This is a genomic window from Cupriavidus taiwanensis, assembly GCF_900249755.1.
GTDB classification, from domain to species: domain Bacteria; phylum Pseudomonadota; class Gammaproteobacteria; order Burkholderiales; family Burkholderiaceae; genus Cupriavidus; species Cupriavidus taiwanensis_D.
Window position 1 is genome coordinate 2,480,043 of the sequence record NZ_LT976853.1, and the last position, 12,790, is coordinate 2,492,832.

The window sequence follows — 12,790 nt, forward strand, 5'->3', positions numbered from 1 at the left end:
CTCGCTGTCAGGGTTGGCGTGGGGATCGCTGCCGGGCTCACTCGTAGCCGTACGCGCGCAGGCCGGCTTCATTGTCGGCCCAGCCGCTCTTCACCTTGATCCACATTTCCAGGTAGACCTTGCCGTCGAACAGCTTTTCCATGTCCAGGCGCGCCTCGGTGGAGATCTGCTTGAGCTTGCTGCCCTTGTTGCCGATGATCATGGCCTTGTGCGCATCGCGCTCGACCAGGATGGTGGCAAAGACGCGGCGCAGGCGGCCTTCGGTCTCGAACTTGTCGATGATCACGGTGCTGGTGTACGGCAGTTCGTCGCCGGTCCAGCGGAACACCTTCTCGCGGATGATTTCCGAAGCCAGGAAGCGCTCGCTGCGGTCGGTCATGGCGTCGGCGTCGTACATCGGCTCGCCTTCCGGCAGGTAGGGCCGGATGATCTCGAACAGCCGCGCGATATGGTCGCGGGTCTTGGCCGACATCGGCACCACTTCGCGGAACGGGAACAGCTGCCCCATCTTTTCCAGGAAGGGCATCATCACTTCCGAGCGGTTCTCGCCGATGCGGTCGAGCTTGTTGGTCACCAGCAGCACCGGCGTGTTCTTCGGCAGCAGCGACAGCACCTTCTCGTCGTCGGCACCGTAGTAGCCCGCCTCGACCACGAACAGCACCAGGTCCACCGACGACAGCGTGGACGTGACCGCGCGGTTCAGCGAACGGTTCAGCGCGCTGGCGTGGCGGGTCTGGAAGCCGGGCGTGTCGACGAACACATACTGCGCGTCATCGGTGGTCTGGATGCCGACGATGCGGTGCCGCGTGGTCTGCGCCTTGCGCGAGGTGATGCTGATCTTCTGGCCGACCAGCGCGTTCATCAGCGTGGACTTGCCCACGTTGGGGCGGCCGACGATGGCCACGATGCCGCAGCGGAACGCCGCGGCCGGGGTATCCGCCGCGTCTTGCTGCGGATGGGTAGATTCGGTCATTCCTTCAACCTGAGAGACAGCTGCGGGTCCTGCGGCTGGGGTTGCTTGCGGGTCTTGCCGGTACGCTCGGCGCGGCTGCGCTTGAGCAGCTGCGGCACCAGCTTCTGGACTTCATCGAGCGCCAGCTTGGCGGCGGCCTGCTCGGCGGCGCGCCGTGACGCGCCGGTGCCGAACACCCGGACTTCCAGTTTAGGCACGGTGCACTCGACTTCAAACTGCTGGCTGTGCGCGGCGCCATGTGTGGCGATTACGTTATATTGGGGAAGAGCAATCTTGTGGCCCTGCAGGTATTCCTGCAGCAGGGTCTTGGCGTCCTTGCCCAGCGTGCGCGGATCGACCTGCTCCAGGATCGGGATATAGAGCTTGCGGATCAGCGCGCGCGCGGCATCGAAGCCGGCGTCGAGAAACACCGCGCCGACGATGGCTTCGAGCGCATCGGCCAGGATCGACGGACGGCGGAAGCCGCCGCTCTTCAGTTCGCCCTCGCCCAGGCGCAGGGTGTCGGACAACTGCAGCATCTGGGCGATCTCGTACAGCGCCTGCTGCTTGACCAGGTTGGCCCGCACCCGCGACAGGTCGCCCTCGTCGAGCTTGCCGAACATGCCATAGAGCATGTCGGCCACGGCGCAGTTGAGCACCGAGTCGCCGAGGAATTCCAGGCGTTCGTTGTGCTGGGCGCTGTGGCTGCGGTGCGTCAGCGCCTGTTGCAGCAATTCGGGCTTGCTGAATCGGTAGCCGAGTCGTTGCTGCAAGGCGTCGAGGTTCATATCAGTGCTGCGTTCCTGAATAGGTAATCAACAGGCTCAGGGGTCCGTAGACAGGCACCTCGGTGCGGTACGAGAAATCGACCGACTGGATGGTGCCGTTATCGTCTTCCCGGATCAGCAGGTCTTCGCCCTTGACCGCGGTAATGCGGTCGATGGCGGCCTGCTTCTCGAAGAATTCGACCACTTCACGTTTGTTGGCGGCGCGCTGCTTGGCATAGCCGGCGGCGCGCTTGACCGAAAAATATTCCACCAGGCTAGGGATCGCGCGCAGCGCCGGCAAGGCCACGCCGACCACGAACACCACGATCACCAGCAGCGTCCACACGGAAAACCCGCGGGCGCCGCCCCGGCGCCGTGCCGGATGGCTCCCTGCCCCCACCTTCCCAAATCGACCCATCGCGCCTGCCCTCGTTATGTTGAGTGTTCTTGCGCCGCGCCAGTGGCTTATTTAAACGATCCGACGCGTCCGAAATTGCCCAGGTTCATCCAGATCACGAAGGCCTTGCCGACGATATTCTGGTCCGGCACGAAACCCCAGTAACGGGAATCCAGGCTGTTATCGCGGTTGTCGCCCATGACGAAATAGTGACCTGCAGGTACCTTGCAAGTCACACCCTGTTGATTGTAGGTGCAGTTGTCCCGGTACGGAAAATCCGGATCCGCGCCGGCGATAAACGCCGGCCGGTCGGCGTCGTTCAGGATGCCATGATCGACGCCGCCCGGGAGCTTCTCACGGAAATGACGCGAATAGGCCAGGCGCTCTTCGTCGAGGAAGTCCGGCAGCGTAGTGTATTCGGCCGGCTTGCCGTTGATGGTCAGGCGCTTGTTGGCGTACTGCACCACATCGCCCGGCACGCCGATCACGCGCTTGATGTAGTCGAGCGACGGGTCCTTCGGGTAGCGGAACACCATCACGTCGCCGCGCTGGGGTTCGCCCATGTCCATGATCTTCTTGTTCACCACCGGCAGGCGGATGCCGTACTCGTACTTGTTGACGAGGATGAAATCGCCGATCAGCAGCGTCGGGATCATCGAGCCGGACGGGATCTTGAACGGCTCGACCACGAACGAGCGCAGCACGAACACCGCCAGGATGACCGGGAAGAAGCTGGCCGAATACTCCAGCCACCACGGCTGGCGCAGCTTTTCCTCGGCCAGGCGCTTGCGCGTGGCTTCGGCGTCGGCCGCGCCGAAGCTGCCTTGCAGGCGGCCCTGCTGCGAATCGAACTCGGCCAGCGCGAGCCGTGCCGAAGAGCGGCGCTGCCGCTCGAACACGAGCTTGTCGGCCACCCACGCCACGCCCGTAATCACCACCAGCACAAAAAGGATCAGTGCAAAATTCATGACGGCTTCTGGTTCTTGGAAATCCTGGTACAGCCTGTTCTGTCGCCACGCCGGCAAGTCTGCCGGGCGCAGCCCTGCCACTGCCCTGCCCGCGGCAAATTATTTGTCGTCGACTTGCAGGATGGCCAGGAAGGCCTCCTGCGGGATCTCGACGGTACCGACCTGCTTCATCCGCTTCTTGCCCGCCTTCTGCTTTTCCAGCAGCTTCTTCTTGCGCGAGATATCGCCGCCGTAGCACTTGGCCAGCACGTTCTTGCGCAGCGCCTTGACGTTTTCGCGGGCGATGATGTTCGAGCCGATGGCGGCCTGGATTGCCACGTCATACATCTGGCGCGGAATGATCTCGCGCATCTTGGCCGCGACCTCGCGACCGCGGTATTGCGAGTTGGAGCGGTGCACGATCACCGACAGCGCATCGACCTTGTCGCTGTTGATCAGGATATCGACCTTGACCACGTCGGACGGGCGGTATTCCTTGAACTCATAATCCATCGACGCATAGCCACGCGACACCGACTTCAGGCGGTCGAAGAAATCCATCACGATTTCCGCCATCGGGATCTCGTAGGTCAGCTGCACCTGCTTGCCGTGGTAGCTCATGTTGATCTGCGTGCCGCGCTTCTGCGTGCACAGCGTGATCACCGAACCAACGTATTCCTGCGGCATGTACAGGTTGACGGTGACGATCGGCTCGAGGATCGCCTCGATCTTGCTCGGGTCCGGCATCTTCGCCGGATTTTCCACGGTGACCGTGGTGCCGTCGCGCATCTCGACCTGGTACACCACCGTCGGCGCGGTGGTGATCAGGTCCATGTCGAACTCGCGCTCCAGGCGCTCCTGCACGATCTCCATGTGCAGCAGGCCCAGGAAGCCGCAGCGGAAGCCGAAGCCAAGCGCCTGCGACACTTCCGGCTCGAACATCAGCGAGGCATCGTTCAGGCGCAGCTTTTCCAGCGATTCACGCAGCGCCTCGTACTGGTTGGCCTCGACCGGATACAGGCCGGCGAACACCTGCGGCTTGACTTCCTTGAAGCCGGGCAGCGGCGCCGCGGCCTTGCGCTGCATGGTGGTGATGGTATCGCCCACCTTGGCGGCCTTCAGTTCCTTGATGCCGGCGATGACGAAGCCCACCTGCCCCGCGGTCAGCGCATCGCGCTGGATCGACTTGGGCGTGAACACGCCGACCTGCTCGACCAGGTGCTGCGAGCCCGTGGCCATCAGCAGGACCTTGTCCTTGGTGCGCAGCGTGCCGTTGACCACGCGCACCAGCATCACCACGCCAACGTAGTTGTCGAACCACGAGTCGATGATCAGCGCCTGCAGCGGCGCGTCGGCATCGCCCTTGGGCGGCGGCACCTTGGCGATCAGGGCCTCGATCACGTCCTGCACGCCCTGGCCGGTCTTGGCCGAGCACGGCGTGGCGTCCTGCGCGTCGATGCCGATGACGTCCTCGATCTCCTGGATCGCGTTGTCGGGATCGGCCTGCGGCAGGTCGATCTTGTTCAGCACCGGCACCACTTCGACGCCGAGTTCGATCGCCGTGTAGCAGTTGGCCACGGTCTGGGCCTCGACGCCCTGCGAGGCGTCGACCACCAGCAGCGCGCCCTCGCAGGCGGACAGCGAGCGGCTGACTTCATAGCTGAAGTCGACGTGCCCGGGGGTGTCGATCAGGTTCAGGTTATAGACCTGGCCGTCGCGCGCCTTGTAGCTCAGCGCAGCGGTCTGCGCCTTGATGGTGATGCCGCGCTCTTTTTCGATATCCATCGAATCGAGAACCTGCGCTTCCATCTCCCGATCCGACAGCCCTCCACAAAGCTGAATGATCCGGTCGGCCAGGGTGGACTTCCCATGGTCGATGTGGGCAATGATCGAGAAATTACGGATATGGTCCATCTAGTGTTCAGGGGAGCGCCGGCTGAGAGCCCGGGCGGCAACAAGCAGTGGAGCGGCCCGGCGCCGCGCGCCGCAAGGCGTGCGCGGGCGTACCGCGGGTTCGGGAGGTGCAATTTTTGCGCCAATCCGCAATTTTACCGGATTTTCAATGACTTCCGGGCGCCATCTGGCGGCGTGGCGCGGATGCCGGCGGTGCTCAGCGGGCGGTGCGCGCGGCGCCATGTGCGGCAAGCCATACCCTTGTCGCCGCCTCGTCGAGGAAATAGTGACAAAGGGGCGCGGCACCGCTGGCCAGGTCCGCCGGCGTGCCGGGCATCAGCACCGGCACCAGTTCGCCGAAGCGCGCCTCCAGCGCGGCATCGGCGTCGACATCGACTTCATGCAGGGTGAAAGAAAAATCGCGCCGGAGCGGCTCCAGCGCGACTTTCATGTCCTCGCACAGGTGGCAGTACGCCCGGCCGTACAGCGTCAGCGCGGGCGTAGTCGCCATGTCGGATCAGCGGGCCGAGGCGGCGCCCGGTCGCAGGGTCAACACCTGGGTGGCATCGCCGCGCCGCACGAACACCGCGGCGATCCGGCTCTTGTCCAGGCCGCGCACCAGCTCGTTGAACTGGCGCGCGTTGGTCACGTCGGTGTCGCCCAGGCGCAGGATGATGTCGCCCGGACGGATGCCGGCACGCAGCGCCGGGCCGTCGGCCACTTCGACCTCGACGCCGGACTTGAGCTTGAGCTCTTTCAGGCGTGCCTCGGGCAGGTCGCTGACCACCAGGCCCAGCGCGTTGGGCTTGCCGGCCTGGGGCGCGCTGTCGTCCTTGGGCGTGGCGCCGCTGCGGGCGCGCGCCTTGCCTTCCGGCTCCAGCTCGGTGACGGTGATGCTGACCTCGCGGGTCGCGCCCTTGCGCCACAGCTGCAGCGGCACGCGCGTGCCGGGCTTGGTCTCGCCGACCATGCGCGGCAGGTCCGAGGCGCGCTCGATATCGCGGCCGTTGAACTTCAGGATGATGTCGCCCGCCTCGATGCCGGCCTTCTCGGCAGGACCGCCCGGCTCGACGCTGCCGACCAGCGCACCGCGCGCACGGCCCAGTCCCAGCGAATCGGCAACTTCCTTGGTGACATCGCCGATGGCCACGGCAATGCGGCCGCGGGTCACGCGCCCGGAAGACTTGAGCTGCTCCGACACGCGCATGGCCTCGTCGATCGGGATCGCGAAGGAAATTCCCATGTAGCCGCCGCTGCGGCTGTAGATCTGCGAGTTGATGCCGATCACTTCGCCGCGCAGGTTGATCAGCGGCCCGCCCGAGTTGCCGGGGTTGACCGCCACGTCGGTCTGGATGAACGGCAGGTAGTCGCCGGTGTCGCGGCCCTTGGCCGAGACGATGCCGGCGGTCACGCTGTTGTCCAGCCCGAACGGCGAGCCGATCGCCAGCACCCACTCGCCGGCGCGGACCTTGTTGGAATCGCCCAGCGGCAGGCGCGGCAGCCCGCTGGCCTCGACCTTGAGCAGCGCCACGTCGGTACGCTTGTCGGAGCCGATCAGCTTGGCCTTGAATTCGCGCTTGTCCGGCAGCGTCACGTAGATGGTTTCGGCGTCGGCCACCACGTGCGCGTTGGTCATCACATAGCCGTCCTGGCTGATGATGAAGCCCGAACCCACGCCGCGGCTCTGCTCTTCCTGCTGCGGCGGCTGCCCGCGGCGCGGCGGGGTGCCGGGCGCCGGCGCGCCGGGCATCGGCACGCCGAAGAAGCGGCGGAAGAATTCGGCCATCTCGTCGTCGCTGCCCGGCACGCCGCGCTGGCGCACCAGCTCGGTGGTGCGGATATTGACCACGGCCGGGCTGGCCTTCTCCACCAGGTCGGTGAAGTCGGGCAGGTTGTAATTGGAGGCAGCGGCCTGGGCGTGGCTGACTTCGGCAACGGTCGGGCCGAGCAGCACCATGGCAGCCATGACCACGGCCCGCGCCAGGGCTGGAGATCTGAACATCATCGACAACTCCCGGGATTCAGCGAAAAGAAGAAAAACCGACTGGATGTGATCCCGTGGCGGGGACCCCTGCGCGGGTCTCATGGAGCCGGCCCGGACGAAATCCGGGCGCCGGCTGCACCCGCTCAGGCTCAGTGTACCGTCTTGGGCGGACGGTACTCTACTGCTGTCGCAAACTGGCGCACGGTGCTCGCCGGCACCTCGCCCACCACGGTGATCCAGAAATCGGCAACCCGGCGCACCACGACCTGGGTCGCGCCGAGCGCGGCCACGCCTTCGCGGCGCACACGTTGCTCGGAAACCGGCTCAATGAAGACCGACAGGCCGGTCAGCCCGTCGCTGTAGACGACCTGCAGCACTTCGAACACCTGCCCGCGGGCATTGCCCGGAGGCGGGGCGCGCAACTCGCCGAGCGGGCGGCGGACCTCGCGGATCTTCTGGAAGCCCTTCAGGGGCACCGCGATCGACCAACCCTCGTCGGCGATATTGGTGGGCTGGTAGGTCACCTCATAGTGATTCCAGCTGCTGGAATTCTTGATCGCGCCAAGAATGCGCTGCTTCTCGGACGGCACGCCGATCTGCACTTGCGAGAACGACACCTGCTCCAGCACCTTGCCGCCGTCGCCGATGGTCTGCGCGCGCATCAGCAGGCCGGAGTTCTTCTCGGCCCACAGGCGCACCGCGTAGCGCGCGGCATCGTGCGGCTCCAGCGCAAAGACCTCGCACTCCATGCCGGCCACGCGCTCGGCGGGCATCTTGCGCATGTCGTACAGGTCCAGCACGTCATTCTTGTTGGTGGCGAGCAGCGCGGGGAAGCGGTCCTTGGCTTCCTGCTTTTCCACCACCACCAGCTTGGCTTCGGGGATCAGGCTGTGCACCACGTCGTTCTGCCGCAGCACCTCGCGCGGCTTGCCGTCGAGCGTTTCCAGGCGTTCGTACTCGTTGTTCACGAGATCGCTGTAATGCTGGATACGCGAGGCGTGCATGACGCTGCCGCGCTGATAGATCAGCGTGCCGACATAGTTTTCGCGCTGTGCGGCTTTGTGGATCTTGTTGAGCCAGGCAGTGGCGTCGCGTCGGTTCAGCGTAGCGTCCGATGGCTGCGCGGTCGCCGCTGCAGCGCTCAGACACAAGGCCAGAAAAAAGGACCTACGCAGGGCCCTAATTCTCTGCGCGCCCGCTACATAGGCGGGCGAACCTCCTTTGTGCATGTCCGGCATTATTCCTGCGTATTTTCCTGAGTGAAGTTTGCACCGTTGGCAACCGTGCGCATGGTCGGCACGAAAGCATCCGTTGCCACTGAAGTGCGATGCGCACGCAGGTATTCGTCAAGGCGCGGGTCGCGGATCATCTGCGGTGCGTCGGCGGCGACCGTCACGATGCCGGCGGCTTGCCCGGCAGCCGGCTGCTCGGCACGGGCCACCACGGCGTCGGGCGTTGCCACCGTGGCGGGACCGCGCAGTTGCGGCACCACCACCCAGCTGACCGCGGCCACGGCTGCAGCGATCGCGGTGCCGGGCATCACGCGGCGCACCCACGACGGCCTGACCAGCAGGCGATGACGGGCGCCGGCCTGCGCCACCGCCGGCACCAGCACGTGCGGCTCGGCTTCCAGGCGCGCGGAGAAGCGTGAGAGGAAATCGGCGGTGGAACCCGCCTGCGTCAGGTCTTCGGAACGCAATGCGTCGCCGATCAACTGGTATGTGGTCCAGTCGGAGAGGCCGGCCTCGCTCTTCGCGAGATCCAGCACGGCATCGACTTCGTGCGGCGCCAGTTCGCCATCCATCAATACGGAGATCTGCTCCGCTGCTTCCACTACATGAACCGACTGCTTATGAGCCTGACCCATTTCCCACCCCAAGACATTCCATTGAACACCGATAATCCCGTTACTGCTGTCGCTTATCGATGCAGGAATAGGCTGCAACGCTGGCCGCACGACATTGTTCTCTACAACCTGAACCGCCAATTACCGTCACTTACCACCGCTTGCCCTCTGCCGTTCCCAGCAGCGGGCGCAATCTTTCGGCAATCGCCTCGCGCGCCCGGAAGATGCGCGAGCGCACCGTGCCGATCGGGCATCCCATCGCTTCGGCGATTTCCTCGTAGCTGAGGCCCTCGATCTCGCGCAGCGTGATGGCGGTCCGCAATTCCTCCGGAAGTGCTTCCATCGCGCGGTTCACCGTCTCGGCGACTTGCCGCGTGTGGAGCATCGACTCCGGCGTATTGATATCCCTTAGTTGTTCACCGTCCGCAAAAGTTTCAGCCTCTTCCGCATCGATATCGCTGGACGCTTCCGGGCGGCGGCCCTGGGTGGCCAGGTAGTTCTTGGCGGTGTTGACGGCGATCCGGTACAGCCACGTGTAGAAGGCCGATTCCCCGCGGAACTGGGGCAAGGCGCGGTATGCCTTGATGAAGGCATCCTGCGCCACATCCTCGACTTCAGCGGGATCCCTGACCAGGCGCGAAATCAGGCGAATGATCTTCCGATGGTATTTGGTCACCAGAAGTTCAAAGGCCCGCTTGTCGCCCTGCTGGACGCGTTCAACTAGGAGCTGATCGGCTTCGCGTTCGCTCACGTATGGCTCACCTGCAGTGTATCTCTTGGTTTGGTCGTCACGACAAACGTTGTATTTTACCTACGATTCTCAGCCCGCCCGGTGAAGCAACGCGCATCCTGTGACCGCAAGCTAACAAAATCGTTCCCTGCCCGGGCTTCAGGTTGCACCCGCAGTGCAACTCGCGCGGACCGTTGCAGCCACCGCGCCAGTTCCGGGCCGGCCGCCTGCCAGGGGAGAAGAATGACGCCGGGCATCGCGGCATCGCCGGGGGCAAGACTCACTACCGCCGCGCTGCCCAGCTGCCAGCACTGCCGCACCACGGCCTCGCGCCGCGCGCCGTCCGGCGCTTCCAGCCAGAGTCGCAGGGGTCCTTCGGCGTTGGCGTCCTGCACCGCGGTACAGACCCAGCGCAAGCCGCGCCACCATGCCGGCCAGGCCCGCAGTGTCGCCGCGGCGGCCAGCGCCAGGCTAATGCCCGCGGCAAGGTGCCACCACAGGAATCCAGCCTGGCTGCCAGCGACGGCGTTGGCCAGCGTCCGCGCCAGCAGCGCGAGCGCCAGCAATTCGCCGGCACAAAACACGAACAGGGCCCACCGCAACGGGTGGACCCTGCCATGGCGCAGCACCTTAAAGAACCCCCTAAGGGGCCCCTTAAGGGCCCGCCTCAACCACGGATCAGGCGCGGCGGAAAACAAGCGTGCCGTTGGTGCCGCCGAAACCGAAGTTGTTCTTCACCGCCACGTCGATCTTCATCTCGCGCGCCGTATTGGCCACGTAGTCCAGGTCGCATTCCGGATCCTGGTTGTCGATGTTGATCGTCGGCGGCGAAACCTGGTTATGCAGCGCCAGCACGGTGAAGACCGATTCCAGGCCGCCGGCGCCGCCCAGCAGGTGGCCGGTCATCGACTTGGTCGAGTTCACCACCATCTTGTAGGCCTGGTCGCCGAACGCAGCCTTGATTGCATCGGACTCGTTCTTGTCGCCCAGCGGCGTGGAGGTGCCATGCGCGTTCAGGTAGTGCACCTGGTCGGTGTTGATGCCGGCATCCTTGAGCGCATTGACCATGCAGCGGCGCGGGCCGTCCATGTTCGGCGCGGTCATGTGGTACGCGTCGCCGCTCATGCCGAAGCCGATCAGCTCGGCATAGATGCGCGCGCCGCGCGCCTTGGCCGACTCGTACTCTTCCAGCATCATCACGCCCGCGCCCTCGCCCAGCACGAAGCCGTCGCGGTCGCGGTCCCACGGACGCGAGGCCGCCGCCGGATCGTCGTTGCGGGTCGACAGCGCGCGCGCGGCGGCGAAACCGCCGATGCCCAGCGGCGACACGGTCGATTCAGCGCCGCCGGCCAGCATGGCGTCGGCATCGCCGGCCTGGATCAGGCGGGCGGCCAGGCCAATGCTGTGCAGCCCGGTGGTGCACGCCGTCACGGCCGCAAGGTTCGGGCCCTTGATGCCGTGGATGATCGACAGGTGGCCGGCGATCATGTTGATGATCGAGCCGGGCACGAAGAACGGCGAGATCCGGCGCGGACCACGCTCGCTCAGCACGGCATGGGTATCTTCGATCATCGGCAGGCCGCCGATGCCCGAGCCGACCAGCACGCCGATGCGCTCGGCATTGGCTTCGGTCACTTCGAGGCCGCTATCCTTCAGCGCCTGCGTCCCGGCCGCGATGCCGAAATGGATGAACGTATCCATGTTGCGGGCTTCCTTGGCCGGGATGTAGTCCTCGGCGTTGAAACCCTTCACCTCGCCGGCGAAGTGCACGGACAGCGCGGAGTGATCGAATTTGGTGATGGTGGCGATGCCGGACTTGCCGGCTACCAGGTTGGCCCAGCCTTCGGCAACCGTGTTTCCGACCGGAGACACAAGGCCAAGCCCAGTGACGACGACGCGACGACGGCTCACTATGTTTTCCTACGGGTGCGTGAAACGGGAACGGAACGCGGAGTTGTCCGCCGCCGGCCCAGCAGGCCGCGCGACGAAGTCCATTCCATTCTGCTTCTTCGAACAGACGAAAGCCACAGAAAACAGCAAGGCGCGGCCGCAACGGCCCGCCCACCTGCCTTCTGTGGCTCGGAATGCAGAGACGACGGGCTTAGGCCTTGACGTGCGCGGTGGCGTAGTCGATAGCCTGTTGCACGGTCGTGATCTTTTCGGCTTCCTCATCAGGAATTTCCATGCCGAATTCATCTTCCAACGCCATCACGAGTTCAACCGTGTCCAGCGAGTCCGCACCGAGATCGTTCACGAACGACGATTCGTTCTTGATGTCTGCCTCGGCCACGCCAAGCTGTTCTGCCACGATTTTCTTGACGCGTTGTTCGATATTGTCCATGTAACCCTCCAGGGAAGTTCGACAAAAAGTGGGCGCATTTTAGCAGGTTTGGGACAACAGAAATGCTGCCTGCCAAGCTTTGCAAGAATCGCGCCCGATTGGTTCGGAAAACTACGACTTCCGGCAGCTTCTTCCGGCTTCTTTGCCGAAAAACGCTGCCGAAAAACCATTAATTCATGTACATCCCGCCGTTCACATGCAGCGTGGTGCCGGTGATGTAGGCGGCTTGCGGGCCGGCCAGGAACGCCACCGCATTGGCGATATCCTCGGGCTGCCCCAGGCGGCCCAGCGGAATCTGCGTCTTGAGCGAAGCATGCTGCTCTTCGGACAGCGCCTTGGTCATGTCGGTATCGATAAAGCCCGGCGCGACGCAGTTGACGGTGACGTTGCGGCTGCCGATCTCGGCGGCCAGCGAGCGGGTCATGCCGGCCACGCCGGCCTTGGCCGCGGAGTAGTTCATCTGGCCGGGGTTGCCGACCGAGCCCACCACCGAGGTGATATTGATGATGCGGCCCTGGCGCGCCTTCATCATCGGGCGCAGCACCGCGCGCGACAGGCGGAACACCGAAGTCAGGTTGGTCTGGATCACGGCCAGCCAGTCTTCGTCCTTCATCCGCATCGCCAGCTGGTCCTGCGTGATGCCGGCATTGTTGACCAGCACGCCGATGCCGCCGTGGGTCTTGACGATGTCGTCGATGAGCGCGTCGCAGGCAGCGGCGTCGTTGACGTTGAGCACGGCGCCCTTGCCCTTCAGGCCTTCGGCACCGAGGTAATCGGTGATGCCGGCCGCGCCGGCTTCGCTGGTGGCGGTGCCGATCACGGTGGCGCCCTGACGGGCCAGTTCCAGCGCGATGGCGCGGCCGATGCCGCGCGAGGCGCCGGTGACCAGCGCAACCTGGTTGTCGAGAAGTTTGGTCATGCGGTTGTCCTGTT

14 protein-coding genes are annotated in these 12,790 nt (G+C 64.8%); all 14 read right to left on the reverse strand.

All coding sequences use genetic code 11. The features are described 5' to 3' along the window. Positions 1-37: 37 nt before the first annotated feature. The 14 genes from era to fabG all read right to left on the reverse strand — a co-directional run bounded on the left by era (position 38) and on the right by fabG (position 12,776). A complete protein-coding gene (gene era, locus CBM2594_RS11335) occupies positions 38-973 on the reverse strand; it encodes a GTPase Era (RefSeq protein ID WP_116356903.1) in 936 nt (311 codons plus the stop codon). Continuing rightward, complete coding sequence (gene rnc, locus CBM2594_RS11340; RefSeq protein ID WP_012353305.1) at positions 970-1,740, reverse strand: ribonuclease III; 771 nt, start codon at positions 1,738-1,740, stop codon at positions 970-972. Before rnc ends, era begins: the two co-directional genes overlap by 4 nt. A gap of 1 nt (position 1,741) precedes the next feature. Then, the gene (locus CBM2594_RS11345) at positions 1,742-2,137 is read right to left on the reverse strand and encodes a DUF4845 domain-containing protein (RefSeq protein WP_116356904.1); all 396 of its coding nucleotides are present in this window, start codon (positions 2,135-2,137) and stop codon (positions 1,742-1,744) included. A 47-nt stretch (positions 2,138-2,184) separates the two neighbouring features. Continuing rightward, entirely contained in the window at positions 2,185-3,084 is a 900-nt protein-coding gene (gene lepB, locus CBM2594_RS11350; protein ID WP_116356905.1) for a signal peptidase I, read from the reverse strand. Positions 3,085-3,183: 99 nt separating this feature from the next. Continuing rightward, positions 3,184-4,977, reverse strand: coding sequence for a translation elongation factor 4 (gene lepA / locus CBM2594_RS11355; RefSeq protein WP_116356906.1), 1,794 nt, complete (start codon positions 4,975-4,977; stop codon positions 3,184-3,186). A gap of 196 nt (positions 4,978-5,173) precedes the next feature. Next, positions 5,174-5,467: a glutaredoxin family protein gene (locus tag CBM2594_RS11360; RefSeq protein ID WP_116356907.1), complete on the reverse strand. Its 294-nt coding sequence runs from the start codon at positions 5,465-5,467 to the stop codon at positions 5,174-5,176. Between the two features lie 6 nt (positions 5,468-5,473). Continuing rightward, positions 5,474-6,961, reverse strand: a complete 1,488-nt coding sequence (locus CBM2594_RS11365) for a DegQ family serine endoprotease (RefSeq protein WP_116356908.1) — start codon at positions 6,959-6,961, stop codon at positions 5,474-5,476. A gap of 128 nt (positions 6,962-7,089) precedes the next feature. After that, positions 7,090-8,169 (reverse strand): MucB/RseB C-terminal domain-containing protein, encoded by a 1,080-nt coding sequence (locus CBM2594_RS11370; RefSeq protein WP_116357772.1) that lies wholly within the window; start codon positions 8,167-8,169, stop codon positions 7,090-7,092. A gap of 8 nt (positions 8,170-8,177) precedes the next feature. Beyond that, complete coding sequence (locus CBM2594_RS11375; RefSeq protein ID WP_116356909.1) at positions 8,178-8,807, reverse strand: sigma-E factor negative regulatory protein; 630 nt, start codon at positions 8,805-8,807, stop codon at positions 8,178-8,180. A 130-nt stretch (positions 8,808-8,937) separates the two neighbouring features. Then, positions 8,938-9,537 (reverse strand): RNA polymerase sigma factor RpoE, encoded by a 600-nt coding sequence (rpoE, locus tag CBM2594_RS11380; RefSeq protein WP_012353313.1) that lies wholly within the window; start codon positions 9,535-9,537, stop codon positions 8,938-8,940. A gap of 56 nt (positions 9,538-9,593) precedes the next feature. Then, positions 9,594-10,118, reverse strand: a complete 525-nt coding sequence (locus tag CBM2594_RS11385) for a hypothetical protein (RefSeq protein ID WP_232346599.1) — start codon at positions 10,116-10,118, stop codon at positions 9,594-9,596. 76 nt (positions 10,119-10,194) lie between these two features. Further along, positions 10,195-11,427 carry a beta-ketoacyl-ACP synthase II gene (gene fabF, locus CBM2594_RS11390; protein ID WP_116356911.1) on the reverse strand — a complete coding sequence of 411 codons (1,233 nt, stop codon included), beginning with the start codon at positions 11,425-11,427 and terminating at the stop codon, positions 10,195-10,197. A gap of 190 nt (positions 11,428-11,617) precedes the next feature. Further along, on the reverse strand, positions 11,618-11,857 hold the full coding sequence (acpP, locus tag CBM2594_RS11395; RefSeq protein WP_008644813.1) for an acyl carrier protein: 240 nt from the start codon (positions 11,855-11,857) through the stop codon (positions 11,618-11,620). Positions 11,858-12,026: 169 nt separating this feature from the next. Next, positions 12,027-12,776 carry a 3-oxoacyl-ACP reductase FabG gene (gene fabG, locus CBM2594_RS11400; RefSeq protein ID WP_116356912.1) on the reverse strand — a complete coding sequence of 250 codons (750 nt, stop codon included), beginning with the start codon at positions 12,774-12,776 and terminating at the stop codon, positions 12,027-12,029. Positions 12,777-12,790: the final 14 nt, after the last annotated feature.

Bases quoted from the DNA above. Each gene is read 5' to 3' on its own strand.
- era (WP_116356903.1), bottom strand. From the start codon at position 973: ATGACCGAATCTACCCATCCGCAGCAAGACGCGGCGGATACCCCGGCC.
- rnc (WP_012353305.1), bottom strand. From the start codon at position 1,740: ATGAACCTCGACGCCTTGCAGCAACGACTCGGCTACCGATTCAGCAAG.
- CBM2594_RS11345 (WP_116356904.1), bottom strand. From the start codon at position 2,137: ATGGGTCGATTTGGGAAGGTGGGGGCAGGGAGCCATCCGGCACGGCGC.
- lepB (WP_116356905.1), bottom strand. From the start codon at position 3,084: ATGAATTTTGCACTGATCCTTTTTGTGCTGGTGGTGATTACGGGCGTG.
- lepA (WP_116356906.1), bottom strand. From the start codon at position 4,977: ATGGACCATATCCGTAATTTCTCGATCATTGCCCACATCGACCATGGG.
- CBM2594_RS11360 (WP_116356907.1), bottom strand. From the start codon at position 5,467: ATGGCGACTACGCCCGCGCTGACGCTGTACGGCCGGGCGTACTGCCAC.
- CBM2594_RS11365 (WP_116356908.1), bottom strand. From the start codon at position 6,961: ATGATGTTCAGATCTCCAGCCCTGGCGCGGGCCGTGGTCATGGCTGCC.
- CBM2594_RS11370 (WP_116357772.1), bottom strand. From the start codon at position 8,169: ATGCACAAAGGAGGTTCGCCCGCCTATGTAGCGGGCGCGCAGAGAATT.
- CBM2594_RS11375 (WP_116356909.1), bottom strand. From the start codon at position 8,807: ATGGGTCAGGCTCATAAGCAGTCGGTTCATGTAGTGGAAGCAGCGGAG.
- acpP (WP_008644813.1), bottom strand. From the start codon at position 11,857: ATGGACAATATCGAACAACGCGTCAAGAAAATCGTGGCAGAACAGCTT.
- fabG (WP_116356912.1), bottom strand. From the start codon at position 12,776: ATGACCAAACTTCTCGACAACCAGGTTGCGCTGGTCACCGGCGCCTCG.